Below are 25,244 nucleotides of genomic sequence, written 5' to 3' on the forward strand. Positions count from 1 at the left end.
GCACATTTTCCCGCGCCCCTTTTTCTTACCCTGAGACCCGATCAAAGGATGCCTCAATCGTGAGCCAAACCGTGTTTGCCCCTTGGAACGACCCAGACGAAAAACCCCTTATCCGCTTTCAGAATGTGACCAAGAAGTTCGGCGAGTTCGTCGCCATCGACGATCTGACGCTGGATATCTACGCCCAGGAATTCTTTGCGCTCTTAGGTCCATCGGGCTGCGGCAAGACCACGATGATGCGGATGCTGGCAGGTTTCGAGACCCCGACCACCGGGCGGATTGAGCTCGCCGGTCAGGACATCGCACCGGTGCCGCCGAACAAACGTGCGGTGAACATGATGTTCCAGTCCTACGCGCTGTTTCCGCATCTGAGCATCTGGGACAATATCGCCTTTGGTCTGCGCCGCGACAAAATGGACAAAGACGCCATAGAGGCGCGCGTGGCCGAGATGCTCAAGCTCACCCGGCTTGAGAAATTCGCCCGCCGCAAGCCGCATCAGATTTCCGGGGGGCAGCGCCAGCGTGTCGCGCTGGCCCGGTCGCTGGCGAAGGCGCCAAAACTGCTTTTGCTGGATGAACCACTCGGCGCGCTGGACAAAAAGCTGCGGCAGGATACCCAGTTTGAATTGATGGACATTCAAGAATCCACTGGCACCACATTCGTCATCGTGACCCATGATCAGGAAGAGGCGATGACCGTCGCGTCCCGTGTCGCGGTGATGGACGAGGGCCGGGTCATTCAGGTGGCAACACCTGCCGAGATCTATGAGGCGCCCAATTCGGTCTATGTGGCCGACTTTATCGGGGACGTGAATATCATCGAAGCACGCACCAAAGCCACGGGCGCGGATCAGTACCATCTGGACTGGGCAGAGGGGCAACCGCCGCTGACCGCGACTTCGGCCATGCCCTTCAGCGAAGGGCAGCAGGCCCATCTTGCCATCCGGCCTGAAAAGATCAGGATCACCACGGACCGACCCGAAGAGGCCCCCAATGCGCTCCAGGGCAAAGTGCTCGACATCGCCTATCTGGGCAATCTCAGCACCTATCACGTCGAACTGCCCGGCGGGCAGGTGATCAAGGCGCAGACAGCCAATACCCGCCGCATCGCCCGGCGTGACATCACCTGGGAAGACCCGGTGTGGATTTCATGGAGCGCCACCGCCGGCGTCTTGTTAGCGCAATGAATCCGCGTCGCTTTGCCCTGATTGCGGTGCCGTATTTCTGGCTTTTGGCGCTGTTTCTGATCCCCTTTATCATCGTCTTTAAGATTTCACTGTCGGACACGGCCCTGGCCATCCCGCCCTACACGCCAACCATCAAAGACGGGTTCGGCGCGCTGATCTCGCAGTTGGACTTTGAAAACTTCACCTTTCTCGCGTCCGATGACCTCTATTGGAAAGCCTATCTGAGTTCGCTGCGCATCGCGGTGGTTTCAACCCTCTTCACGCTGCTTGTGGGCTATCCCATTGCCTATGGCATGGCCCGCGCACCCGAAGAGTGGCGCGCCACCTTGATGATGCTGGTAATCCTGCCATTCTGGACATCCTTTCTGATCCGCGTTTATGCGTGGATGGGCATTCTGAGCAACGAAGGGCTGCTGAACCAATTGCTCATGGGCTTGGGTTTAACGGCAGAACCTTTCCAGATCCTTAACACCAACACGGCTGTCTATATCGGCATCGTCTATACCTATCTGCCCTTTATGATCCTGCCGATCTACGCCGCGCTGGACCGTTTGGATGAATCTCTCAATGAAGCGGCGGAGGATTTGGGCTGTTCGCGCATGCAGGCTTTCTGGCTGGTGACCATCCCGCTGTCGCGCAACGGCATCATCGCGGGCAGTTTTCTGGTCTTTATCCCGGCCTTGGGTGAATTCGTGATCCCCTCGCTGCTCGGTGGCTCCGGCACGCTGATGATTGGTAAGGTGCTCTGGGAAGAGTTCTTTAACAACCGCGATTGGCCGGTGGCGAGCGCTGTGGCGGTGATCTTGCTGCTGATCCTGATCATTCCGATCATCCTGTTCCAGCGCAACCAGCAAAAACAAGCGGAGGCCGAACAATGAAGCGGATGACATGGTTCAATGTGACCTCGCTGACGCTGGGGTTCGCCTTTCTCTATCTGCCGATGATCATTCTGGTGATCTACAGCTTCAACGCCTCCAAACTGGTGACGGTCTGGGCCGGTTTTTCGACCCGCTGGTATGGCGAGTTGCTGCAGAACGAAGCCTTCCTGAACGCCGCTTGGGTCACGCTGAAGGTCGCGGTGATCTCGTCCTCCATCGCCACGGTGCTGGGCACCATGGCCGCTTACGTGCTGGTCCGCGGCGGGCGCTTCATGGGGCGGACGCTGTTTTCCGGCATGATCTACGCGCCCTTGGTGATGCCCGAAGTGATCACCGGCCTGTCGCTGCTCCTGCTCTTCATCGGCATCGGGCTGGACCGGGGCGTGCTGACCATCGTGCTGGCGCATACGACTTTTTCGATGTGCTATGTCTCGGTCGTGGTGTCTTCGCGGCTCGTGTCCTTTGACCGTTCGCTGGAAGAGGCCGCGCTTGATCTCGGCTCCTCCCCATGGGAAGCCTTCCGCCTCGTGACCCTGCCGATCATCGCGCCCGCGGTGATCTCGGGCTGGCTCTTGGCCTTCACGCTCAGCCTCGATGATCTGGTCATCGCCTCCTTCACCGCCGGCCCGTCGGCCACCACGCTGCCGATCAAGATCTTCAGCGCCGTGCGCCTGGGGGTCTCGCCCGAAATCAACGCGTTGTCGACGATCATGATCGCCATCGTCACCCTGGGCGTCATCACAGCGTCATTGGTGAGCAAACGCTCAAGCCTACGCGCGCAGCAGGACGCCCGCGCGGCGGAACGGCCCGCCACATGAGACGCATCTACCCGGACTACGCCTATTCTGAAGCCCCGCGCGCGGGCTGCTGGTGGGACGAGACCTGTGAAGCGCCAGACCGTCCGGCACAGCAAGGCGACGCGCGGGCCGATGTGGTGATCATCGGGGGCGGTTTCACCGGGCTGAACGCGGCGCTGCATTTGGCCGAGGCCGGTGTGCAGGCGACAGTCTTGGAAGCCGAGCGCATAGGGTTCGGGGCGTCCGGGCGCAATGGCGGTTTTTGTTGTCTCGGCGGTGGGATGCTGGAGGATGCGGCGCTCGACCAAAAGTTTGGGCGCGATGCCCGTCTTGCATGGCGGCAGGCAGAGATGGCAGCGATCCGGCAGGTGGAAGAGTTTATCGCCACCCGCGGCATCGACGTGGACCGTCATTCGGAAGGCGAAACGCAACTCGCGCACCGCCCGCGCGATTTCGAAGAGATGCGCAGCAAGTTGACCTATTACGCCGAAAATTACGGCGTTACTGGGCGTTTGACCGAAAAGGCCGACCTCGGTGCGGAAGGGCTGAATGCCGGCTTTGAAGGGGCGCTTACCGTGCCGATCGGCTTTGGCCTGAACCCCCGCAAATATCTGACCGCCTTGGCGCAGGCGGCCGAAGAGGCGGGGGCGACCCTCTACCACCGCAGCCCGGCCACGTCGGTGGCGCGGGCGGGCAATGCCTTTGAGGTTGCCACGCCGCGCGGCCGCATTCGTGCCGAAAACGTCATTATCGCCACCAACGGCTATTCCTCCGAAGACCTGCCCGACTGGCTTGCCGCGCGCTATATGCCGACCCAATCGACCGTCATTGTCACCCGCCCGTTAAGCGAAGCCGAACTGTCGGCCCAGGGCTGGACCAGCCGTCAGGCCTGCTATGACAGCCGCCATCTGCTCCATTACTTTCGGCTGATGCCAGATAATCGCATGCTCTTCGGTGTGCGCGGCGGGTTGCTGTCCAACCCGGCTTCCGAAGCCCGCGCCTTGCGCCGTGCGCGGGCGGATTTCGAGAGGATGTTTCCGGCCTGGCGCCATGTGGAAACGCCGCATGGTTGGTCTGGAATGGTCTGTATCGCGCGCAATCGCATGCCTTTCGTAGGCGCGGTGCCAGAGCAGAAGGGTATGTTTGCGGGGCTCTGCTACCATGGCAATGGCGTGGCCATGGCCAGTTATTCCGGTGCGCTGCTCGCGGATCTGGTGCAGGGACATAGGCCAGAGCGCCCCTATCCGCCGCCCATGCGCGCCCCCCTTGCGCGGTTTGAGCTGGGCCGTTTTCGTCGCGCTGTCATGCCCTTTGCCTATGCCGGTTTTGCCCTGTCAGATCGCTGAAGGCTGAGCTCAATCGCGCGGTTCGCGCAGCCCGTTCACGTCGCTGGTCAGCACCATCGATCCCCCTTCCAACATCAAAATGGATTGCCCGCCTTGGGTTCGCGCCTCGGTCACGCGGCCATAGGCTTCGGCGGGCTCAAGCATGAGCAACTCGCCCTCCGCATGGCTTTCGACCCCGAAACTATAGATGCCGGCGGGGAGGGGGGTGCCATTGACATCGCGCCCGTCCCACTCAAGCGGCTCGGCAGAAACCGGGATCGATTGGCGCAGTACCTCCTCACCATCGCCGTCATAGGTCACGAGGAACACCTGATCCGCAACCGCCGCGGGGTTCGGCGCCACTGTGATCGGGGCACCATCGAATTGCACGGGCGAGGTTGTGCGTGCTTCCATGCCGATCACACCCGCCATCTGCCCCATATTGCTGGCGCCCAGTTGGGTCATCAAAGCGGTCAACAGGTCATTGGACATAACCTGTTGTTCGACCATCGAAAACTGCGCCAGCTGGGCTGCATATTCAGAGGAATCGATCGGTTCCAGCGGATCTTGATAACGCGCCTGGGCAGTGAGCATTTGTAGGAAAGTTTCAAAATCTGACGAGAGCACAGAGTTTGAGGGCGCCTCCGCCGCGGCGGGCGTCGGGGGGACTGTTTGATTTGTCGGCGGTGTCGTGGGTGAAATGTTCATAGCAAAATCTTCTGTCACAGGCGCAGATCGAGACCGGTCAAGGCTCCGGCGGCGAGGGGGGGCAGGGCGCTGGCCGTGTCCGGCTCCGTCAATAAAGGGGAAGCCGGGCTTTCATGTTGACCCGGTGGTTTATCGCGTGGGTCAGAGCCACCCGCTGCCTGATCTCCCGCGGCAAAAGAGAACGCGATATCGGCGAAACCCAGATCGCGGAACTCTTGACCGAGCTGGTCAATATGACGGCGCAGCAGATCAAGCGTTTCGGGGCGTTCCGCCAGTACATTCACCATGACGCCCGTTTCATGCGTCGTGATGGACAGTCGGACCCGCCCAAGCTCTTCGGGGCTGAGCGCGATATCCACAGGCCGGTTCGGCATCTGGCGGACGACCTCGATCAATTGAGCCGCGACCTGTGGGGGTAGCGGCGCCCGCGTGGCGGTCGCAGAATGTTGTGATTGCGGCGCGTTGGTCTCCCAGCTTTGCGACAAAGCAGGTTCTGAAGGGTACAGCCGCATTTCAGAAGCGCTTTCGAGGGTATCCTGCGTTTGAGCGCGCTCTGCCGGAACGGTCCGCCGCGGCGGTGTTGCTGGCACGGAAAACTGCGGGATCAGGGCACTCGTCTGGGGCGGCTGTGCTGGTATGTCGCGATTGGTCGCGGGTAGGGGGTGATCCTCCTTTGCACCGGCAGAGTGAGGAATGGATGTTTGCGTTGTCGTGTTTTGCTGCGCAGGCTCTGATCGTAGATGCGATAGCGCGGCGCGTTTAGCTGGCTGCGTGTCTGCCAGTATGCTTGTCGTGAGGGAGGAGCGCTCTGTTCCGGCCGGGCTTTGCGTTTGTGGAAAGCTGGCGGACGAAAGCGCGCTATCGGCGCTCTGTAATCCCGGCGGACTTATGCCCTGTTTGAGGGTGTGCGTCTTATCACCGTTTCCCGCTGTTGCGGCGGTAGTGGGATGTGGAGCGCTTTCCGACCGTGGCCGAGCGTCCGCGGATATTGTCATATTTGGATGCGCGCGCGGATGAGAACTGGGAGCCGAGAGAGTGGCATCCAGTGATACCGCCCCCGGTAAGGCGTCGGGCGGCGTTCTCAAAAGGCTGCCCGGCATAGAGGCTGCGTCTAGAGCAGAAACGGGCGGGGGGCTCTTTTGCAAAGACATGTCCACTTTGCCCCCGTTTGCCGCGGCGGTCTGTGACGCCCCAGTCACCTCCGCCGCGAAGGTTTCGCGAGGTGAAGCGGTCTGCAGGGGGAAGGCGGTTTGCACGCTGTCTGGCTTCAGGTCCTCGACCGTTTCTTGTACCGGAAATGGCGGGGGTTCTGCACGAGGGGACCGCGTTGGATCAGCGGTCTGAGGTATGGTCAGCGCGTCTATCGGATCCCCTTGCGCTGCGGCAGTATGCGGATGGGTTTGACGCGGACCGAGCGCGGTTGGCGCCGATGGCCTGCCTGTCTCGTCTAGCTCCTGCGAAGAAGGCAGGGCATTTGCTGATGGAACCGCCAAAGAATTAATCTCAGAAGCCGCAGTTGCTTTATGAGCGTCATATGGCTGCGAGTCGGGACGTATTACCCTATCCATCGAGCCTGTCGCGCCGGCATCATATTGATTTGAGGAATTTTCCGCCGAAGGGATCAAACTCGGCTGCCCCTTCGCAAGGTTAAATGATCTCCCCGACCCCACTTCCCCAAAAGACCCCGCTGGGGTGACGGTCTGTTCCGTGTGATCGGCCTGCAGAGTCGCTTGACCCGCGCGCGTGATCGCCATTTCCCGACGTTGCGACGCAGGATCGTGGCCACCTTCCTTGGTTCTAACCGACATATCATCCTCCACCGCGCCATCTTTTGCATCGGAGGCGGCCTTAGGTTCTGTCGCTAAGCCCTCCGATCCTGCTGGATTCTTGTCCCCCCGACCGCCGGACCCATCGAGAATATCCGCGAACTCCTGCCGCGGCTCCTCTGGCTCCAAAGATGGATCCGTCACCGCCGAACGCGAGGCGGCAATGTCAGGGCGTGGTGATGATGAGGCCGTGGAAGGCAGGGACAATGGGTGCACGTGATCGCTCCGAGAGTTCTTCTCTGATTTCGTCACCATGGGGGAACTTCCTTACCGGTTGTTTACCGAAACCGGGGCAAGATCAGGAAAATAGAACGCAATTTAAGGAGACAGGATGATGCTAATCTCTTCGGTCCAACCCGCGCCGCCTTTGAAGGACGAGAACAAGGCGCTGATGGCGGCGGCGCAGAAATTGGAGGCGAGCTTTCTGGCGGAAATGCTGAAATCAGCGGGGCTTGGCGCGACCCGTGCAGAGTTTGGCGGCGGCGCGGGGGAGGATCAATTCAGCTCATTTCTCGTGCAAGAACAGGCCATGGCAATGGTAGAGGCCGGCGGCATCGGTCTGAGCGAATCGCTCTACGAAGCATTGAAGGAGCGGCAGGATGAACTCTGAGGAAACCACCCAGAAATTGACGGCGCTCGACAGCTTGCTGGACGCTGAGCGGACGGCGCTGCTGAATGGCGAACTCGAAAAGCTGGCAAACATGCTGGAAGATAAGGAAGGGCTGATCTTGGCTTTGAACGGGGCCGAGCACCGAGATCTGGAGGCTTTACAGCGGCTTGATGCAAAGGTGAAACGCAACCAGCTTCTTCTGGACGGTGCATTGGAGGGCATACGGAGCGTTGCGCGCCGCATGGCGGCGCTGCGCCGCATAAAAGGCTCGTTGGAGACGTATGATTCCACCGGTCGAAAATGCAACGTGGAGCTGGACGCGGCCCGCGCGGTTGAGAAGCGCGCCTGAGCGTTTGAATAAAAAGCCGTGCAATGGCCGGTTCGCGTTTAGGACAGTGTTAAGTCCCAAAGGGTCATGGTGGCGCTGCATCCGAGGTCGGGTGGCGCATCGTTCGGTTCAGGAGCGTTGCATAGGTCAGAAAGACTTTCCAGTCCGCCCCAGGGGGGTGAGACAGCAACGGGCGCAAAGCGTCAAAAAGACTAAAGGAACATGCTTATGTCGAGCATCAACACCAATAACTCTGCCATGGTTGCCCTGCAAACGCTGAAGTCGATCAACTCCGATCTCGGCCAGACCCAGAACGCCATCGCGACAGGCAAAGACATTTCCTCGGCCAAGGATAATTCCGCGATCTGGGCGATCTCCAAGGTCATGGAATCTGACGTGGCCGGTTACGAAGCGGTGTCCGACTCCCTGTCGCTGGGGGAATCGACGGTCGCGGTGGCCTCGGCCGGTGCGGAAGAGATTGTTGAAACGCTGAAGGAGATGAAGCAGCTCGCGATCTCGGGGCAGAGTGAGACAGCGGATTTCACCAAGATTCAGGCGGATATGGATGAGAAAGTCGCTCAGATCACGGCGATCACCGGCGGTTCGCAGTTCAATGGTGTGAATCTGCTGGCGACGGATGCGGACGGCAATGGCGGCACTTCTCTGACCGTCGTGTCCTCGCTGGACCGTATTGGCGGCGCGGCGCCAACCGTAAGCACCATCGATGTGGCCTCTGTCAATTTCGAAGCCAGCCTTGATGCAACGACGATCACCCCGATCAGCGATTCCGCAACAGCGGCAACCGCTTTTGGCGAGATCGAAGCCTTTATGACCGTCGCGATTGACGGCGCAGCTGAACTGGGCGCTTCGGCGCAGCGCATTTCGGACCAAGGCGATTTTGTCAGCAAACTGAGCGATGCTGTTAAATCCGGGATCGGCTCGCTCGTCGATGCGGATATGGAGGCGGCCTCGGCCAAGCTTCAGGCGCTTCAGACCCAGCAGCAGTTGGGTGTTCAGGCGCTGTCTATCGCCAACCAAGCGCCGCAGACCATCTTGTCTCTGTTCCGCTAAGCCATCTTGCAGGGGCGCGCGTCGCTGCGCCCCTGACCTAACCGGCATGCACCGAACGATAACAACAGGCAAGGTATTCCCGTGAACGCAACCACTCTGGCTCAGCGCGCCTATGCGCCCACTGCCGCGCCGACACGCTCGGCCCGCAGTATCGAATATGATGTCATCGCGCGCATCACCCATCGGCTTAAGGCTGCGATTGAAAAGGGCAAATTGCCGCTGCTGCTCGAAGCCTTGCACGAGAACCGCAAACTCTGGCGCACGCTGGCAATCGATGTGGCAGATGATGAAAACCTGCTGCCCGATGATCTTCGGGCGCGGATCTTCTATCTCGCCGAATTCACCAGCCATCATACCGGCGAAGTGATCCGCAAAAAAGTGTCCGCCGTGCCCTTGCTGGAGGTGAATACCGCCATTCTACGTGGGCTGAAGCAGGAAAGGGCAGTGTCATGAGTGGTCTGGTTCTCAAACTCAGCCCAAAGGAACGGGTGCTGGTCAATGGCGCCGTGATCGAGAATGGCGATCGACGAAGCCGACTGGCGATCATGTCCCCCGATGCCAATATCTTGCGTCTGCGCGATGCGATCCACCCTGAAGATGCCAAGACCCCGGTGCGGCGGGTGCTCTTTGCAGTGCAGCTGGTGCTGTCGGGCGACAAAGATGCGGCCAGCGCCCATCACGGCCTGCTGCGACAGATTGAGGAGCTAAGCCAGGTCTTTACCGACAACGACAGCCGCAACGCTTTGGCCGAAGCCAGCCGAGGCGTGATCGAGGCGCAGCATTACCACAGTCTCAAAGCGCTGCGCAGTCTGCTGCCCCGCGAAGATCGGCTGCTGGCGCTACGGGCAAACTGATGTACCGGCCCGTCATCCCCATGAGCGGTTTGGCCGGCTGGAGGTTTCTTCAGCGGACCTATGACACGCAGTTCGAGGCGTTCAACAAATCGGCCGAACTCCAACGGGATACGGACTATTTTCGCGAGAATATCGGGGCGATCTCCAGGGCCGAGGATCTGGTTTCGGACCGACGGTTGATGGCTGTCACACTCGGCGCATTTGGCCTGCAAGACGACATCGACAATCGTTTTTTCATCCGAAAGATGCTCGAAGAAGGCACAACCAGTGATGACGCGCTGGCCAATCGGTTCACCGATCCGCGCTACAAGGAAATGTCCGAAGCCTTTGGTTTCGGCCCCGGCGAATTCCTAAAGATTGGGGAAGCCGGTTTTGTCGATGCAATCGTCGCTCGGTTCGAGGCCAATAGTTTCGAAGTGGCCGCCGGGGAGCAGGACGAATCCATGCGCATCGCCCTCTATGCGCAGCGCGAGGTCGCTGAGCTTGCGGGGGCGGATATGTCCAACGATGCAAAATGGTTCACCCTGATGGGGGACCCGCCCATGCGCGCATTGTTCGAAAAAGCGTTGAACCTGCCGTCGTCTATTGGCCAAATCGATGTGGATCAGCAGCTAGGTGTCTTTCAGGAACGCGCTCAGTCGGTGTTTGGAACGGACCAACTGACTGACTTTGCAGACCCCGGAATGGTGGAGGATCTGATCACCAAATATGTGGTGCGCAATCAGATTGCTTCATTCAATGCCGGTATGTCCGGCCAATCCATCGCGCTGACCCTGCTGCAACGGTGACACCTCTCAGCCGGCCGAGGGGCCACGGCCGCGCGGGGCATGGGTCTGTTTGGCGCGGCGCAATAGAAGGTCAAGCTGCTTAAAGCTCTGATCGATGCCTTGGCGTTCGACGCGGGCGAGAAACAGGTCGAGCTCATCCCATATGGCGATGGCCTGATCGACTTCGGGGTCGCTGCCCTGGGCATAGAGACCGGCACGGATCATCATCGCATTGCGGTCATAGACCCCCATCAGCCGTCGAGCGCGTTTGATCAGATCGTTTTCGGCATCCGTCGCGGCGTCAGGAAGCGACCGCGACACCGAACGCAGCACATCAATTGCCGGATAGCGACCCCGTTCGGCAATGCTGCGGTCCAAGACGATATGACCGTCCAGCACCCCGCGCAGAATATCTGCGATCGGCTCGTCCATGTCGGAGCCGGCCACCAATACGCTGAAGATGCCGGTGATGTCACCTTCGCCTTCACTCCCCGGCCCGGCGCGTTCACAAAGCGACATGATCAAATGCGCAGTGGATGGGGGGTAGCCGCGCAGCACCGGTGCCTCCCCCGCGGCAACGGCAACCTCGCGATGTGCCTCGGCAAAGCGGGTGATTGAATCGGCCATGAAGAGGACCGATTTCCCCTCTGCGCGAAAATGTTCGGCAATGGTCATTCCTGTCCAAGCGCAGCGGCGGCGTTGCAGGGGCGATTGGTCCGATGTGGCCGTGACCAGCACGCTGCGGGCAAGTCCTTCGGGGCCAAGCACTTCTTCCATGAAATGCCGCAACTCGCGGCCGCGTTCCCCAATCAGCGCAATCACAACGACATCGGCCTGCATATGCTGCGCCAAATGTCCCATAAGACTGCTTTTGCCCACGCCAGAGCCCGCGAACAACCCGACGCGCTGGCCTTTGACCACCGGCAGCATCGTGTTCATAACCGCCATGCCGGTATCCAGCCGTGCGCCCAGGGCGCGTCGCGCGGCGGCAGGGGGCGGAGGCGCTTGTAAAGGGCGCGCAACAGGCCCCCGCAGCAGGGGGCGGCCGTCCAATGGCAGCCCCGTTGGGTCGACAATCCGGCCAATCCAATCCTCACTCGGCGCAATTGTGAAGGGTGGCGAGAGCATGGCCCGGCTGTTCAGGGATACGCCATCCGGTGCCGCATCTGGAAGCGCGACGAGGATATCGTCGCGCAGCTGGACCACCTCGCCGCTGAGCGCAGTGGCGTCTTGTCTGCAAACTGTGATCGCATCCCCGATCCGAGCGGCGCCCGCGAGGCCCGAAATATGGATCACCCCGGCCTCCACTCTTGTCACACGACCCACAGGCCGCTCTGAAGCAAGGCTGTTGATCTGGGCCACCAGCCCGTCGAAATTTGTTTCAAAGGTCATGTCATTCCTCTCGGCTGCAAACGCTTTCTAAAGGAATCAGGGTTAAGCCTTGATTGAAATTGCACGAGGGAGAAGCCCCGATGTTTGAAAAGCTGGAGATCTTCAGAATGGCGACGGCCATGGCGACCCATGCCGGACAGCGTCAGGCGATTGCGGCGCAGAATGTCGCCAATGCCGATACGCCCGGGTACCAAGCGCGCGATCTGCCCGAATTCAGAAGTGTTTTTCGCCCGACCGAAGCTTCCGGTTTGCCCCGTGCTACGCGGGCAGGCCATTTGCATGGCAGCCGCAGCGGGGCGGCGATTGCCGCGTCTTTCGCCACTCGGGACGGCGCGGCGCCCAACGGCAACAGTGTTTCATTGGAAACGGAAATGCTGAAATCCGTGGACGCAAAGCGCCAGCACGACCGGGCCTTGGCGATCTATAAATCCGGGCTGAACATCCTGCGCAGTACGATCAGGGGGTGATGATGAGCGAGTTTTTCAAATCCCTTTCCGTCGCCTCCAGCGGCCTGCGGGCGCAGGCAACTCGACTGCGGCATGTGTCTGAGAATATATCGAATGCCGATACGCCCGGTTACCGGCGCAAAACCATCACGTTCGAGGCTGCCTTTGGCACGGGTGACGGCGTGTCATCGGTTCGCACCGGGGCCGTGAACCTTGATCGCAGCGATCTGGAGCGGGTCTATGACCCCTCCCATCCTCTTGCGGATGACAGCGGTTATTTTGAAGGCTCTAACGTGGATCTTCTGATCGAACTGGCCGACGCGCGCGAGGCTCAGCGCAGCTATGAGGCAAATCTAAAGATGTTCGAGCAAACGCGAAAAATGTCGACGGGCTTGCTGGATCTGCTGCGGCGGTAAACGCCCCGGGACACGCCTGAGCGACTGAGAACGTGGCCCGGTGCTGCGACGGAACACCTGCGGCGGAACGCTGCGAAGAACACAATAAAAGGAGATCCAGAATGGATATCAAAGCGCTTTCAGCGATCCAGAAATACGCCGCCTCCAAACCCGCGACCGAACCGGGCGATGCGTCAGGGGATATGAACGGCGTCAAAGCGGCCTTTTCTGACTTCGCAAACACGCTGGCCAAAGGGGAGCAACTCGCCACAGACGCGATGGTGGGCGATGCTGATCCGCATGCGCTGGTGACCGCATTGGCGCAGACCGAACTGGTGGTGGAAACCGCCGTGACGGTGCGCAACAAGGTCGTCGAGGCCTACCAGGAAATCCTGAGGATGCCGGTCTGATGCAAAGCGAAGTGATCTTTTTCGACACGATGCGTCAGGGGCTTTGGGTCGCGGTGGTGATTTCCATCCCGATCCTGACCGTCGCGCTATTGGCGGGGGTTTCGATCGGTTTGGTGCAAGCGCTGACCTCGATACAGGAAATGACCCTGACCTTCGTGCCAAAGCTCGCGGCAATTGGCGCGGTGTTCTGGCTCTCGATGGGGTTCATGACGCAGACGCTAGTGTCCTTTTTCCACGACCGCATCATTCCACTGATCATCGGGGGCTGACATGGACAACGCAGGATATACCACGCTTACCCGGCAATCGGGGCTGGCGCGAGAAATGCAGATCGTCGCCAACAACATCGCCAACGCCGCAACGACCGGCTACCGGGCCGAGGGGCTTATTTTCTCGGAATATGTGAAACCGCTGGACGGAGGCGCGTCGCTCTCGATGGGGCAGGGCAACCTGCGCAATACCGCCTTCGATCAGGGGGCGCTTACCCAAACAGGCGGCACTTTCGACTTTGCAATTGAAGGCGACGGTTATTTTCTTGTCGAGACACCGGCGGGCGAAAGACTGACGCGCTCGGGGGCATTCTCGCCCAGTGCCGACGGCGATTTGGTGACATATGACGGGTTTCGCGTGCTCGACTCAGGCGGCGCGCCGGTCTTTGTCCCTCCGGGCGCGGCGGTTTCCGTGGGCGCCGATGGTACGGTCAGCGCCGATGGCGCACCGCTGGGCCAGATTGGGATCGTTCGCCCGCTAGAGCCTTTAAATATGGTTCGCGAAGATGGGGTGATGTTCCGCGCCGAGGCCGGGCATGAGCCGAGCGATAAGGCGCGGCTGATGCAGGGCTTTGTCGAGAACTCCAACGTGAATGCGATCGGTCAGCTGTCCCGCATGGTTGAAGTGCAGCGCGCTTACGAGCTCGGGCAAAGCTTTTTGACGAGCGAAGATGAACGGGTACGCGGTGCTCTCAAAGCCCTGATGGGCTGATGTTTTACGTGACAAAGGAGGTGCCAGAATGCGCGCCCTACAAATTGCCGCAACAGGCATGTCTGCCCAACAAATGCGGGTGGAAACGATTTCGAACAACCTCGCGAATATGAGCACCACGGGCTACAATGCGCGCCGGGCCGAGTTTGCCGATCTGCATTATCAGCAGATGGCCCGCGCCGGCGCGATCAACGCCTCTGACGGCACGGTGCTGCCGACCGGCGTGCAGCTCGGGCTCGGGGTTCGGCCCGCCGCCGTGTCCATGCAGGTCGCCCAAGGCTCGCTCGCCGCCACCGGCGGGGATCTGGATGTGGCCATTGAAGGCCCGGGATTTTTAGAGGTCTCGCTGCCCTCGGGGCAGGCGGCCTATACACGCGACGGCGGATTGAAGCGGACAGGCGAAGGGCTCATTGTGACCTCTGATGGCTTTCCCGTGGCGCCCGAAATCGTCATCCCAGCCGATGCGCGCAGCATTTCGATCAATGCCGAAGGCGAAGTCTACGCCTATTTCGACGATGCCACCGAGGGCCAGCAGTTGGGCCAGTTCAATCTGACCGGCTTTTCCAACGTCAAAGGTCTGGAGGCTTTGGGCGGCAATCTGTTTGCCGAAACCGAAGCCTCTGGCCCGGCGCTGATCGCGACCCCGGGCGTCGACGGGTTGGGGACACTTCGGCAAGGGTATTTGGAGGACAGTTCTGTCGATGCCGTGCGTGAAATCACGGAACTGATTGCGGCCCAACGGGGCTATGAAATGAACGCCAAGGTCATCTCCGCAGCGGACCAGATGATGGGCGCAACGACGCAGGTCCGCTGATGATGCTGCGGTTTTTTCTGATAGTGCTCCTGTCCTTACCGGCCCAGGCCGAGACGGTGACCGCCACACGCACCATCCGCGCCCATGCGATCATCGCCGATACCGATGTCGCGCTCAGCACCATGGCGGTGCCAAACGGCTACCAGCGTCTTGTGGATGTCGTGGGGCAGGAGGCGCGGGTGGTGCTCTATCCCGGGCGCCCGATTTTGGTGGACGACATTGGCCCGCCGGCACTCGTCACGCGCAATCAGATCGTGCAGGTGCATTTCCGCGGCAACGGTCTGGAGATCGTCACCGAAGGGCGCGCGCTGGAGCGCGGCGCAATCGGCGATTTGTTGCGGATTATGAACCTATCTTCGCGCGCAACCCTTTTTGGCCAGGTGCAAGACGACGGCACCATTCTGGTCCGGCAATAGGATATCCCCATGAAACGTCACATTTTTATCGCGTTGTTTCTTATGCTTAGTGCCGCCTGTGCCCGGACGGACCATCTGAACAAGCCGCCCGGGTTTTCCCCGCCGCTCGAATCGCGCGAACATGCCGCGATGGTGACGTCGGCGCTGCCGATCCGTATCATCGAAGAGCAAGAGATCGATCGGGCGTCGCTTTGGTCCGGCACAAGACAGTCGCTGCTTGGCGATCGCAGGGCCATGCAGCGCGGCGATATTCTGACGGTTGTGATCGAGATCGACGAAAAAGCCGAGATTTCCAATGCCACGGACCGGTCCCGTTCCGGCAGCGAAGCGATGGGGATGCCGGGGCTGTTCGGGATTCCGCAGCGGCTCGACGGCATTTTGCCCGAGGGGGCCACATCGGCTGACCTGGTCGGGATCAATTCGAACAGTAGCGCTTCAGGGGACGGATCTGTCAAGCGGAAGGAAAAGCTGACATTGCGGGTGGCCGCCACGGTGGTGGATGTCTTGCCCAACGGCGTGCTGTCGATCTCGGGCTCGCAGGAACTGCGGGTGAATTTCGAACTGCGCGAACTGCTTGTGACGGGATATGTCCGCCCGGCTGATATCTCGCGGCAGAATGAAATCACCTATGACAAGATCGCCTCTGCGCGTGTGTCCTATGGCGGTCGCGGCCAAATCACCGACATGCAGCAACCGCGCTACGGACAGCAAGTGCTGGACGTTGTCATGCCATTCTAGGAGCGGGCCATGCTTAAGCAAATCTTACCAATTGTATTGTTGCTTATCGGTACGGGCGCGGGGGTCGGCGCGGGGATGGCTTTGCGCCCGGCGCCCGAGGCTGCCGCCCCCCAAGAGGCCGAAGCGCCTAAAGAAGCAGAACCGGCAGAGCCCTACGGCCCTGACAACCCGGCGCCGATGATGGAATATGCCAAACTGAACAATCAGTTTGTCGTTCCGATCATCAAAGACCGCGAAGTCGCCGCCCTCGTCGTTCTTTCTCTGAGCATGGAGGTCACCGAGGGGAATAAGGATGTGGTATTCCAACGAGAGCCCAAATTGAGGGATTCATTCCTGGGCGTGCTATTCGATCACGCCAATATGGGGGGGTTCGAAGGGGCTTTCACCGACGCGAACAACATCGCGGTGCTGCGTAACGCCCTTCGTGAAGTCGCGCAAAAGGATATGGGCAAAGACGTGGTCAGTGACGTGTTGATCTTGGAGATAGCGCGACAAGATTATTGATCGCCCCTTTGACGCAGCAATGCGATATCGATGGCCAGTTCCATTTGGGACTGGTCCCTTCTTTTGCGCTGGTTCTTTTGGACGCTGGCAATCAGCTCCTGTGCAACCTGTAGCTTTCCGAATGCCTGTCGCACTTGAGCCAATTGCTGGTCTTTTATTGCCAATACCTGCGCAAGCTTGAGGTTCAGCTCATTCTTGCTTCGGCCGATCCAGGCCTGCCACATGATATCCGCGCCGACCGCGCGCATTACGCCGGTCCGGGTGCTGGCGTCGTTCGCCTGCCGTGCCATATGGTCGAGCCGTTCTAACTCCCTGCGCAGGCGGGATTCTTCAGTCTTTATGCGTAGAAAGGATTGACGCTGCTGGTCGTATTTCGCCTGGCAGATGGCCTCCAAATGGCGAAGTTCGGCGAGGTCTCTCATGTCCAGCCCTTCGCTCTGCGCCGCATGGCTTCGGCAAAACGGATCGCCGCGGCCACCGCATGATATTGATCGTAAGGGATCTGATCCCCGATGTCCGTTGTGGCATGTAAGGCGCGCGCAGTGGGCGGGTCACCGTGGATCGGCACGCCGGCTTCCATGGCGATCTCTCGGATTTTCAGTGCGATGGCATCCACGCCCTTGGCGACACAGACGGGTGCGGAACCGGGTTCGCGGCTCCAGGTTAAGGCGACCGCGAAATGGGTCGGGTTCACGATCACCACATCTGCCTTCGGCACATCGGCCATCATTTGATTTTGCGAGATCGCCATGGCCCGCGCCCGGCGTTCTTGCTTCTGATGGGGGTCCCCTTCGGCATTCTTGGTCTCATCGGTGATCTCTTTGCGCGACATCCGGTTCTTGCGCAGATGTTCGAAATGCTGCCAAAGCGCGTCGATTGCGCCGATCGCGCCAGAAACAACGGTCATGACAAACAGAAAGGCCAAGCAGAGCTCGGCCATAAAACTCAGCGCCATCTCGGGTGAGCTGCGCAGAGTTCCAATCATTTCACCCAGCCGGGCCCGGATGAAAAACGCCACGCAGATCGAATATAGGCACAGCTTGGTGAAGCTCTTGGCAAATTCGAACATCCCGGAACGGCCAAATTTGTTCTTGGCATTCGATAGGATGGAGATGCGCGACATCTTTGGGCTGATCTTGCTCGGGGCAAAAACCAAGGCCCGCTGAGCGACAATTGCCAAAACCACGGCAACCGCCGGTAAGACGAAAAGGGGCAGCGCGCCAACGGCGATTTCGCGCATAGGCCCTGCGATTGCAACACTCGGGCTGCCATCGAAAAATGTCGGTGCCAGTTGCGCAGATTGGTCGATCATCACCATCAAGGCGGTGCCAATACGCTGTATCGTGGCATGGCCTGTTAGCAGGAGTGCAGCGAGCAAACCCGCATAGGCGGCGGCTGTCATGAGGTCAGTTGACTTGGCGATTTCACCCTTTTTGCGCGCATCCAGCAGTTTTTGCGGGGTCGCTTCGAATGATTTGTCGCTGTCATCATCCTGCCCGCTCATGGCGGCACCACGAATGGGTTTGCGATTAAACGATCAAGCGCAGCGACCCAAATTGACAAGATGATTGGCGCGGCGAGAAAAAGTAGGAACAGCCCGCCCGCGGTAATCACCGGCGCACCGACAAAGGCCACCATCAACTGCGGCATCGCCTTATTGATCGCGCCAAGCGCAAGATTGTACAGCAAAGACAGGATGACAAAGGGCGCGGCGAGGGTGAAAGCCAGGGAAAAGGCACGTCTGATTTGCCCAAGCCCCCAGCCCGACACGATATCCCCGCTGGGAAAGCGCCCCATGGGCAAAAGCTCGTAGGACAGGATCACCATTTGAGCGGCTTTCACATGCAGCCCTGTCATCACTGCCAAGGCCAGCCCGCCGATCACGAGCACATAGCCCATCGCCGGCATCGGTTCCGCAGCGGCAACCCCTAGGATTTGCGACAGTGAGGTCGATTGCGCGGCGATGGCACCGGCGGTTTGTAGAGAAAGAACAAACATGCGTAATCCGAGCCCCAGCAATAGCCCAGCCAGTGTTTCCGAAAGAGCCAGCCAGATCAGGTTTTCGGCGGAAGGCGGTAGATCCGGGGCGGCGATGGCGGGGGTGGTGATAAAGGTAAACGCGACAATCACGACAAGTTTGACCCGCATCGGGACGGAGGTCTCTCCAAAGGCGGGCATCAGGGCCACCATGGCGCCAACCCGCAGGAAAACGGCAAAGCCATGCCACAGGGTCGCTTCGATAAAAGCCAGCAGATCGGCGCCGGCGTAGGTCATGCCGCAACGACGCCGACCAGCGCTGGCCGTGCATCCAGACCAATTTCCTCAAATGATAAGACCGGGTTGCTGATGCCTTTGGCACGCATCACGGTGCGCAGGAAACGTCGTCTTCGCGTATTGGTCACCAGCGCGGCATAGATACCATTTTGACTTGCATCGCTCAGCTTTTCGGAGGCTTTTTCCGCCAGTTGATTGAAAAGGTCCGGTGGCAATGCAATGTCCAAGCCTCGTTGACCATCGACTTGATATGTCGCGAATGTCTCTTCCCATTCAGGCGCCAATTGGACCAGGGGAAGTGTTCCATCCGCGCGGCGCATCTCCGCCACAAGCTGAAACCCCAAACGTTGGCGAACATGTTCGCAAATTGCTTCCGGCTGGGCATTCTGCCCGCGCGCTTCGGCGGTGGCTTCCAGGATCAAGGGCAGATTGCGGATCGACACCTGCTCATCGAGCAAAAGCCGTAAAACCGCATGCAGCACGTCGATTGGCACTTTGTCGGGAATGAGCTCATCCAACAGTTTTCGGTTCGCCTCTGCCCGGCCGGGATCGGATAAATTGACCATCTCTGCCAATAACCGTCGAAGTGACTTCAACGTGAGCAGGCGGCTGAAGTTGCGTTTGACGACCTCAAGCAAATGGGTGGCTAGGATTTCCGTAGGGGTGACCAGGGTGACCCCCGCGAGGGCCGCGTCCTCTTGGTCCCGACTGTTGATCCAGCGCGCCGGCGCGCCATAGACCGGCTCGGTGGTTTCGACACCAGCGGGCAGGGAGCCGCCGTCTTCGGGGATTAGCGCGAGAATTTGATCAGGGTTTAACTGCGCGCGGGCCTGTTCGACCCCCTGAATGCGCAGCACATAGGTGCCAATCGGCAGGCCGGGGTGATCAGTCAGCCGGATTTCGGGCAAGATGACGCCAAAGACCGATGCCACATGGGTACGCATATTGGCAATTCGCGCGTCCATCCCCGTCCCGGGATCGAGCACCATATTCACTAGATCGGGGGAGAATTCGACGTGGATATCATCCAGTTCCAGCACGTCACCCAAGGGTTTTTCGCGCGGCATGATGTCTTCGGTCTGCGCGGGATCCGGAAGAGCACGCTTGCGTTTCTCGGCGCGGTACATGACGAAAGCCGCCGTTCCCAACCCGGCTCCGCCAAGGACGAAGGGCAGGAACGGCAGCCCCGGGAACAGCGCGAACATTACCATCAGCACCGCAACCGTGGCCAGCGCGGCGGGGTGTTTGCCCAGCTGACTGAAAACGGCGAGATCCGTGGCCCCCTGTGCCCCGCCGCGGGCCAGCAATAGGGCCGAGGCGATCGAGATCACCACAGCCGGGATCTGGGAAACCAACCCGTCACCAACGGTAAGAATCGCATAGGTTTCAAAGGCCGCCCCTATGGGCATGCCGTGCACGACCACCCCCATCACCAGCCCCGCGACGAGGTTCAAAAGAGTGATGAGAAGCCCGGCGATGGCATCGCCTTTCACGAATTTTGATGCGCCATCGAGCGAGCCGAAAAATGTGGTTTCCTGCTGCTCACGTTCGCGCCGTTCGCGGGCTTCATCATGGGTGATAGCACCTGCGGACATGTCGCTGTCGATTGCCATTTGCTTGCCTGGCATGCCGTCCAAAGCAAAGCGTGCCCCGACCTCGGCCATGCGGGTTGCACCCTTGTTGATGACCATGAAATTCACGATCAGCAGGACGCAAAAAACCACCAAGCCCAAAAATACCGAGCCGCCCATGACGAATTGCGCGAAACTTTCGATGACATCTCCGGCGGCACTGGTGCCGGTATGGCCCTCGCCGATGATCAGCTTTGTTGAAGACACATTAAGCGACAATCGCAACATCAATGAGGCAAGAAGGATCGTCGGAAAGGCTGAGAAATCTAGCGGGCGCTCAATGAAAAGTGTGACCGTAAAGATAAGAATGGCCAGGGCGAAAGAGGCCGCGAGCCCAGTGTCCAACACCCATGAGGGCATCGGCAAGATCATCATTACAATGACACCCATCAAGGCCACGGCCAGCAGAATGGTCGGGTTGAAAAGCGCCTTGGTCGTGAAATTTCCCATGAGCTAACCTCCGGTCCGGCAAGTGCAGCGGCCAGAGGGCGTGATGGCATAGGCCAAACCTAAGGACGGTATGGGCATTCTAAATCTCCGAAAAGTCACTTTCTGCGACTGTTCGGAGGTTAGGATGAGGAAGTTTATTTTTCGTAACTAGAACTGGCCCGATTGGGCGAACATAGAGTTCAATCAGCCGGGCCTTGGACCAAAGCGGTCGCCGAAAGAAGTTTACCAAGCGTGTCCCGCGCAGCGGCGCTCTCGTTCAAAGCCGCGGTCATGCGTGCGAGCATGCCGTTGGGATCATCAGAAAATGCAGGGCGGCTTTCCGCCAAGCGGGCGGTCGGGCCGTAGATTGGAGCATCCTCCGCTGTCCACTCGCGCCAGTCCTCCGCCAACCAAGCACTATCCTGGGCCGACCTGTCGAGATCGGATTGCTGATAGAGATCATGAGCTTCGCCGAATTTACCTGCCATCGCTTTGGCCTCCGCGCGCAGCGGGGCTACGTCCGGGTCTTCGATGCCCAGCAAGGCCGCCAGCGCCTGAAATGGCTGGTTGAGCGCGAGCGCAGTTTTAGCCGCGAGGAGTTGCCGCCTGAGAGAACGGTCTGTCTCTGGCCCAGTTGCAAGAATACGCTGCGCTTCGGCAGCAAAGCCGAGCGACAAAAGCCGGGTGATCAGATCGTATTTCTCTGGCTTAGGCAGACGAGAAATACTGTCCTCCGGATGGTCGAGGATATGGTCAAGAAAGAGGATGTCATCGCCTTGCTCGGTCAGCTCCTTTAGGAAGTTTAGATTGAGCGCTAATGTAGCTTGAATGTTGTCAGGGTCGCTGTGCTGCTTAATTTCCTTTGCAGCGCGGTCAAACTGACCTGACTTAATCAATGCCAGAGCATGGGTTTGCTGCAACTTAGTGCCCAGCGGGGTCCCGCGGTGTTCTTGCGCATAGGTATCGACGAGCGCCGCTGTCTCGGCGCTAATCGGTTCATTTGCTTCAACCCGCGCTTCGATCAATGCAATGAGCGCTTCTGGGGTATGCGGGGTATTTTGTGCAACAACGGTCTCAAGCTTGGCGGTGCCGGCGTTGACCTCTCCCCCCTTAAGCGCCATCTGCGCCTGTGCCAATCTGGCTTCTGCCGGCAAAGCTTCAGGAAGGCGTTCGAGGCTGCGCAGAACAGCGGCGGCGGCATCGTCATAGCCGCGCGCCAGCAGCCGTCTGCTCAGCTGCGGCGCAAGCAAACGGCGCAGATGAGCGGGCAATTTGTTAACCGTTCTTAAAGCGGTGCGGACTGGCAGGGCATGGTTAGCGGTGCCATCGAGCGCAAAGATCGCCCATAGAGCAATATCAGACCGACAATCGGCGAAGGCCTGTAAGCGCTTAACTCGGCGCGGCTTCCCATGATCCATGATATCGGCCAAATCAAACAACAGTGGGTTATCGCGGGCAACCTCTGGCGCAAGTGCAAGGATCTGCCGCGCTTCGGCACCGAAACCGAAGTAGAGATAGGACTGAGTGAGGCTCAACACCGCGGCGGGATCAACACGGTCAAATTCGCCAAAAAGTGCCGCCCGGCCCGCGCTGATCTGCTGATCGAAAGTCTCAGGCTCGCCCCAAGTTTCGATCGCAATGCTGGAGTCATCGGGGCAGGACCGTCCTTTGCGCGTGGTTTGGCGCGTTTTCTGGCGTGCAGGGGCATCCATACTGCTCGTGATCTGCATATTCTGCATCGGGTCTTGTGCCAAACTGGCAGGTTCAGGGGTCGTAACTGGCACCTCGGCGGGCTCAGATGCTTCGGCGCTTTGCGGCCACACGGGCGGAACACGGGCAGATGGGATCAGCAGGCCACGTGTACTCGCTGCGCCGAGCTCTTGCGCCAACTGGTTCTGAAGCTCATTCAACGCAGATTGCTGTGCGCCGCTCAATGGCGCGCGGTCCAGGTCAAGCTGCGGTGGCTCTTTGGGTTCGGGTGCCTTGACGATAACCGGAAGAATGGGGGGGGCAGGTGTTAGCTTTGCTGGACGGTCTTGGGCTGTCGCCTTCTGCTCCTGTAGTTCAGGTGGGCGTGAGTTTTCCCGCGCGATCAAGGGAGTAGGTAGTGCGACGCCGGGGGAGGCGACATCGATGACCGCATAATCTGCACCAGACGGAAAAGCCGAGACCCGGCAGTCGCAATCGAGGGTTAAGATCAACGACGCAGGGCGACTTTCAACCGCAGCAATCCGGTCGCGCGCGATACGTCGAAAGACCGTACTGGTGTCGAACCCATCTCGGTGGCCTCCGATGGTCACCGTCACCCGGCGGCCATTCTGCGTCACGCCCCAGGCATCGCCGTTCGGCACCTGAGTAACAATTCGCGTGAAGCCGTCATGCTCCCCGGATTGTACTGGAAAGGGTGCGGCATTGGCGGCCAATGGCAGGATCAGCCCCAGAATGAGAGCAAGGCCACGCATCAGGCGGCGTCCTGTTTGACTGACTTGAGCGCTTCCTCAAGATCGGCATAGCTGGGGCGGCAGTGTGAAGGCGTGTTTTGCCGGCCCACTTCGATGCAAATATTGGTCGCATGGTTATGCAGGTTTGCCACCAGAACTTCGCGAATTAGCTGGTAAAAATGCGCCTCATCTTCGGTGACATCCTTTACCTTGGACGCAAATGGGCCAACGAGACCGTAGGCCAGAAAGACGCCAAGAAAAGTCCCCACCAAAGCGCCACCGATCAATTTGCCAAGAATTTCCGGTGGTTGGTCGATTGAGGCCATGGTTTTGATCACGCCCAGAACGGCCGCAACGATCCCAAGCGCGGGCAGGCCATCCGCGACCACCTGTAGGGCGTGGCTGGAATGCATGGCGCGATGCATATTCGCTTCCATGCGCTTTTCGAGCACTTCTTCGACTTGATGCGGGTCATCGTAATTCATTGAGGCAGAGCGCATCGTGTCACAGATCAGCGCGATCGCTTCCTTGTCGCTCAAAATCTTAGGGTATTTCGAGAAGATCGAGGACTCTTCCGGAGCCTCGATATGCTCTTCGATGGCGACGGGATTCTGACGGGCCAGACGGATGAGCTCAAACAGCAGACAGAGCAGATCGCGATAATCGCTATGTTTCCATTTCGGCCCTTTGAAGACTTTACCGACGTCCTTGATCGTATGTTTGATTGCGGGCCCATCGTTGCTGATAAGAAACGCGCCAAGCGCGGCGCCGCCAATCATTGTCATCTCAAAAGGTAGCGATTTCAGGATGATGCCCATCTTGCCACCGGCGGCCAGATAGCCGCCAAACACCATGACAAAGATGGTGATGATTCCGATGATTCCGATCATGATATTCCCCAGCTAAGACCTGTGACCGCAGCCTCTCAGATTTGGATTAAGAAACCTTCAGCAGCTTAGCTTTTGGGTACATTCGCGTTGCGGCCCGCCAGAATGGCGCTGATCGAATAGGCCACGTCAGGCGGCAGCCCGGCCATGATTGAGGCTGCCGATTCCGGGCGCATTCGGCCCAGAAAACCGGCGGCAAAATCAGGCTCCATGGTTTGAAAAAGCGCGGCCGCATCCTTGGGCTTCATGCTTTCGTAAACCGTTGTGAGCTTTGCGAGATCATCCTCAGCCGCGCCACTGGCCAGCGCCAGAGTGTCACGCAACTTCGCTTCGGCGGCCTCCAGCGTCTTGAGCCGCTGCTCGATCTCCTCCCCGGCCACGGAAAGCGCTTTGGCACGTGCCTCAATTTGCTGTTCGCGGTCTTTCAGCCGCGATTCGCGTTCTTGGAGGGCCGACAAGAGCCGCCCCATCTCTGCCCGGTCCTTACCGCCATTCGCCAGCGGTTTGGAGGCTTCGGCCTGAACCGCCCTGTCTTTTTCAGCGCTGCTGTTTGCGGCCACGGCAATATCCACCCCTGCCGCTATTCTCAGCAAAGCCGAGGTGCACAGCAGACTGGCGATCAACAGGATTGAGCCGCGACGTGCACGGCGACGGATCTGGGGTTTCCGAAAGAATTTCATGCGGCGTCTCCACTTAGGCGGTGGCGGACGAACATTGGTTCGCCGGGGGCTGTTGGCGCAGGCGGCTGGGCTTTGCCCCCCGACTGTTGCCCAGGTCTCTCTGCGGCGTCTGGATCCGCCGGGCCTTCCGCAGGTTTGGCGGGCGCCGGGCCCGTTGCCCCATTGCTTTCCAGGTCCCGCAATGCCGCCATTTGTAGTTCCAATCGGCGCGACGTCTCTTCTGCGCGACGGGTCAAGGCAGTCAGCGTTTCAGCCGATGCCGCGGCGGTGGTCTGGGCTGCTGTCAGGGTTTTCGACAGATCGTCCACCTGCGCAGACAACACGGCCACCGCACCGCCCACGCCCTTTTCCAAGTCGTTGAAACGATTCAGCCGGCGCCCCAGAACAAAGCAGTAGAAGCCCGCGCCGATGGCGCCGGCGGCCATCAAGATATCTGCGATCAATTCCATCTTCGC

30 protein-coding genes are annotated in these 25,244 nt (G+C 59.6%); 19 read left to right on the forward strand and 11 right to left on the reverse strand.

Annotated elements, in window-relative coordinates; genetic code table 11:
* Positions 1–59: 59 nt before the first annotated feature.
* From AB4M76_RS14705 to AB4M76_RS14720, 4 genes are read left to right on the forward strand one after another with little or no spacing between them, the layout of a single operon-like run.
* Positions 60–1,187 (forward strand): ABC transporter ATP-binding protein, encoded by a 1,128-nt coding sequence (locus AB4M76_RS14705; protein ID WP_368442741.1) that lies wholly within the window; start codon positions 60–62, stop codon positions 1,185–1,187.
* Positions 1,184–2,065, forward strand: coding sequence for an ABC transporter permease subunit (locus tag AB4M76_RS14710; RefSeq protein ID WP_368442743.1), 882 nt, complete (start codon positions 1,184–1,186; stop codon positions 2,063–2,065). The genes AB4M76_RS14705 and AB4M76_RS14710 overlap by 4 nt, the downstream gene beginning before the upstream one ends.
* The gene (locus AB4M76_RS14715; protein WP_368442745.1) at positions 2,062–2,883 is read left to right on the forward strand and encodes an ABC transporter permease; all 822 of its coding nucleotides are present in this window, start codon (positions 2,062–2,064) and stop codon (positions 2,881–2,883) included. The genes AB4M76_RS14710 and AB4M76_RS14715 overlap by 4 nt, the downstream gene beginning before the upstream one ends.
* Positions 2,880–4,208, forward strand: coding sequence for an NAD(P)/FAD-dependent oxidoreductase (locus AB4M76_RS14720; protein ID WP_368442747.1), 1,329 nt, complete (start codon positions 2,880–2,882; stop codon positions 4,206–4,208). Before AB4M76_RS14715 ends, AB4M76_RS14720 begins: the two co-directional genes overlap by 4 nt.
* A gap of 9 nt (positions 4,209–4,217) precedes the next feature.
* Here AB4M76_RS14720 and AB4M76_RS14725 read toward each other — a convergent pair whose 3' ends face one another.
* Both AB4M76_RS14725 and AB4M76_RS14730 read right to left on the reverse strand, forming a co-directional pair.
* Complete coding sequence (locus AB4M76_RS14725; protein ID WP_368442749.1) at positions 4,218–4,895, reverse strand: flagellar hook capping FlgD N-terminal domain-containing protein; 678 nt, start codon at positions 4,893–4,895, stop codon at positions 4,218–4,220.
* Positions 4,896–4,909: 14 nt separating this feature from the next.
* Positions 4,910–5,485, reverse strand: coding sequence for a flagellar hook-length control protein FliK (locus tag AB4M76_RS14730; protein WP_368442751.1), 576 nt, complete (start codon positions 5,483–5,485; stop codon positions 4,910–4,912).
* Between the two features lie 1,567 nt (positions 5,486–7,052).
* Between AB4M76_RS14730 and AB4M76_RS14735 the strand changes: the two genes are divergently transcribed.
* The 6 genes from AB4M76_RS14735 to AB4M76_RS14760 all read left to right on the forward strand — a co-directional run bounded on the left by AB4M76_RS14735 (position 7,053) and on the right by AB4M76_RS14760 (position 10,372).
* The gene (locus AB4M76_RS14735) at positions 7,053–7,331 is read left to right on the forward strand and encodes a rod-binding protein (protein WP_368442753.1); all 279 of its coding nucleotides are present in this window, start codon (positions 7,053–7,055) and stop codon (positions 7,329–7,331) included.
* A complete protein-coding gene (locus AB4M76_RS14740) occupies positions 7,321–7,680 on the forward strand; it encodes a flagellar biosynthesis protein FlgN (protein WP_368442754.1) in 360 nt (119 codons plus the stop codon). The genes AB4M76_RS14735 and AB4M76_RS14740 overlap by 11 nt, the downstream gene beginning before the upstream one ends.
* Before the next feature lie 207 nt (positions 7,681–7,887).
* Complete coding sequence (locus tag AB4M76_RS14745; protein WP_368442756.1) at positions 7,888–8,730, forward strand: flagellin; 843 nt, start codon at positions 7,888–7,890, stop codon at positions 8,728–8,730.
* An 81-nt stretch (positions 8,731–8,811) separates the two neighbouring features.
* The gene (flaF, locus tag AB4M76_RS14750; protein ID WP_368442758.1) at positions 8,812–9,183 is read left to right on the forward strand and encodes a flagellar biosynthesis regulator FlaF; all 372 of its coding nucleotides are present in this window, start codon (positions 8,812–8,814) and stop codon (positions 9,181–9,183) included.
* Complete coding sequence (gene flbT / locus AB4M76_RS14755; protein ID WP_174860779.1) at positions 9,180–9,584, forward strand: flagellar biosynthesis repressor FlbT; 405 nt, start codon at positions 9,180–9,182, stop codon at positions 9,582–9,584. The genes flaF and flbT overlap by 4 nt, the downstream gene beginning before the upstream one ends.
* Positions 9,584–10,372: a DUF1217 domain-containing protein gene (locus tag AB4M76_RS14760; RefSeq protein ID WP_368442760.1), complete on the forward strand. Its 789-nt coding sequence runs from the start codon at positions 9,584–9,586 to the stop codon at positions 10,370–10,372. The genes flbT and AB4M76_RS14760 overlap by 1 nt, the downstream gene beginning before the upstream one ends.
* A 6-nt stretch (positions 10,373–10,378) precedes the next feature.
* On the opposite strand, the gene AB4M76_RS14765 is transcribed toward AB4M76_RS14760, so the two are convergent.
* A complete protein-coding gene (locus AB4M76_RS14765) occupies positions 10,379–11,743 on the reverse strand; it encodes a FliI/YscN family ATPase (RefSeq protein ID WP_368442762.1) in 1,365 nt (454 codons plus the stop codon).
* Positions 11,744–11,823: 80 nt separating this feature from the next.
* Here AB4M76_RS14765 and AB4M76_RS14770 point away from each other — a divergent pair, with 80 nt between their 5' ends.
* The 9 genes from AB4M76_RS14770 (at position 11,824) to AB4M76_RS14810 (ending at position 16,447) form a co-directional block, all read left to right on the forward strand.
* Positions 11,824–12,210, forward strand: coding sequence for a FlgB family protein (locus AB4M76_RS14770; protein WP_368442764.1), 387 nt, complete (start codon positions 11,824–11,826; stop codon positions 12,208–12,210).
* Positions 12,211–12,212: 2 nt separating this feature from the next.
* Positions 12,213–12,605: a flagellar basal body rod protein FlgC gene (gene flgC, locus AB4M76_RS14775; RefSeq protein WP_368442766.1), complete on the forward strand. Its 393-nt coding sequence runs from the start codon at positions 12,213–12,215 to the stop codon at positions 12,603–12,605.
* A 101-nt stretch (positions 12,606–12,706) separates the two neighbouring features.
* Complete coding sequence (gene fliE, locus AB4M76_RS14780) at positions 12,707–12,994, forward strand: flagellar hook-basal body complex protein FliE (RefSeq protein ID WP_368442768.1); 288 nt, start codon at positions 12,707–12,709, stop codon at positions 12,992–12,994.
* Entirely contained in the window at positions 12,994–13,263 is a 270-nt protein-coding gene (locus AB4M76_RS14785) for a flagellar biosynthetic protein FliQ (RefSeq protein WP_368442769.1), read from the forward strand. The genes fliE and AB4M76_RS14785 overlap by 1 nt, the downstream gene beginning before the upstream one ends.
* 1 nt (position 13,264) lies before the next feature.
* Positions 13,265–13,975 (forward strand): flagellar hook-basal body complex protein, encoded by a 711-nt coding sequence (locus tag AB4M76_RS14790; protein WP_368442770.1) that lies wholly within the window; start codon positions 13,265–13,267, stop codon positions 13,973–13,975.
* Between the two features lie 28 nt (positions 13,976–14,003).
* Positions 14,004–14,789: a flagellar basal-body rod protein FlgG gene (gene flgG, locus AB4M76_RS14795; protein WP_368442771.1), complete on the forward strand. Its 786-nt coding sequence runs from the start codon at positions 14,004–14,006 to the stop codon at positions 14,787–14,789.
* Entirely contained in the window at positions 14,789–15,205 is a 417-nt protein-coding gene (gene flgA / locus AB4M76_RS14800; RefSeq protein ID WP_368442772.1) for a flagellar basal body P-ring formation chaperone FlgA, read from the forward strand. The genes flgG and flgA overlap by 1 nt, the downstream gene beginning before the upstream one ends.
* Positions 15,206–15,214: 9 nt before the next feature.
* A complete protein-coding gene (gene flgH / locus AB4M76_RS14805) occupies positions 15,215–15,943 on the forward strand; it encodes a flagellar basal body L-ring protein FlgH (RefSeq protein ID WP_368442773.1) in 729 nt (242 codons plus the stop codon).
* 9 nt (positions 15,944–15,952) lie between these two features.
* Positions 15,953–16,447, forward strand: coding sequence for a flagellar basal body-associated FliL family protein (locus tag AB4M76_RS14810; protein ID WP_368442774.1), 495 nt, complete (start codon positions 15,953–15,955; stop codon positions 16,445–16,447).
* On the opposite strand, the gene AB4M76_RS14815 is transcribed toward AB4M76_RS14810, so the two are convergent.
* The 8 genes from AB4M76_RS14815 to AB4M76_RS14850 form a co-directional block, all read right to left on the reverse strand.
* Positions 16,441–16,869, reverse strand: coding sequence for a hypothetical protein (locus AB4M76_RS14815; protein WP_368442775.1), 429 nt, complete (start codon positions 16,867–16,869; stop codon positions 16,441–16,443). The two genes, AB4M76_RS14810 and AB4M76_RS14815, sit on opposite strands and share 7 nt — an antisense overlap.
* Positions 16,866–17,951: a flagellar biosynthesis protein FlhB gene (locus tag AB4M76_RS14820; protein ID WP_368442776.1), complete on the reverse strand. Its 1,086-nt coding sequence runs from the start codon at positions 17,949–17,951 to the stop codon at positions 16,866–16,868. The genes AB4M76_RS14815 and AB4M76_RS14820 overlap by 4 nt, the downstream gene beginning before the upstream one ends.
* Positions 17,948–18,721, reverse strand: coding sequence for a flagellar biosynthetic protein FliR (locus tag AB4M76_RS14825; protein WP_368442777.1), 774 nt, complete (start codon positions 18,719–18,721; stop codon positions 17,948–17,950). Before AB4M76_RS14825 ends, AB4M76_RS14820 begins: the two co-directional genes overlap by 4 nt.
* A complete protein-coding gene (gene flhA / locus AB4M76_RS14830) occupies positions 18,718–20,802 on the reverse strand; it encodes a flagellar biosynthesis protein FlhA (protein WP_368442778.1) in 2,085 nt (694 codons plus the stop codon). Before flhA ends, AB4M76_RS14825 begins: the two co-directional genes overlap by 4 nt.
* A gap of 179 nt (positions 20,803–20,981) precedes the next feature.
* Entirely contained in the window at positions 20,982–23,243 is a 2,262-nt protein-coding gene (locus tag AB4M76_RS14835; RefSeq protein ID WP_368442779.1) for a hypothetical protein, read from the reverse strand.
* Positions 23,243–24,112, reverse strand: coding sequence for a flagellar motor stator protein MotA (gene motA, locus AB4M76_RS14840; RefSeq protein ID WP_368442780.1), 870 nt, complete (start codon positions 24,110–24,112; stop codon positions 23,243–23,245). Before motA ends, AB4M76_RS14835 begins: the two co-directional genes overlap by 1 nt.
* A 65-nt stretch (positions 24,113–24,177) precedes the next feature.
* Positions 24,178–24,789, reverse strand: coding sequence for a MotE family protein (locus AB4M76_RS14845; protein WP_368442781.1), 612 nt, complete (start codon positions 24,787–24,789; stop codon positions 24,178–24,180).
* Positions 24,786–25,238: a hypothetical protein gene (locus tag AB4M76_RS14850; protein ID WP_368442782.1), complete on the reverse strand. Its 453-nt coding sequence runs from the start codon at positions 25,236–25,238 to the stop codon at positions 24,786–24,788. The genes AB4M76_RS14845 and AB4M76_RS14850 overlap by 4 nt, the downstream gene beginning before the upstream one ends.
* Positions 25,239–25,244: the final 6 nt, after the last annotated feature.

This window comes from Sulfitobacter sp. PS-8MA (assembly GCF_040933935.1).
GTDB lineage: Bacteria > Pseudomonadota > Alphaproteobacteria > Rhodobacterales > Rhodobacteraceae > Sulfitobacter.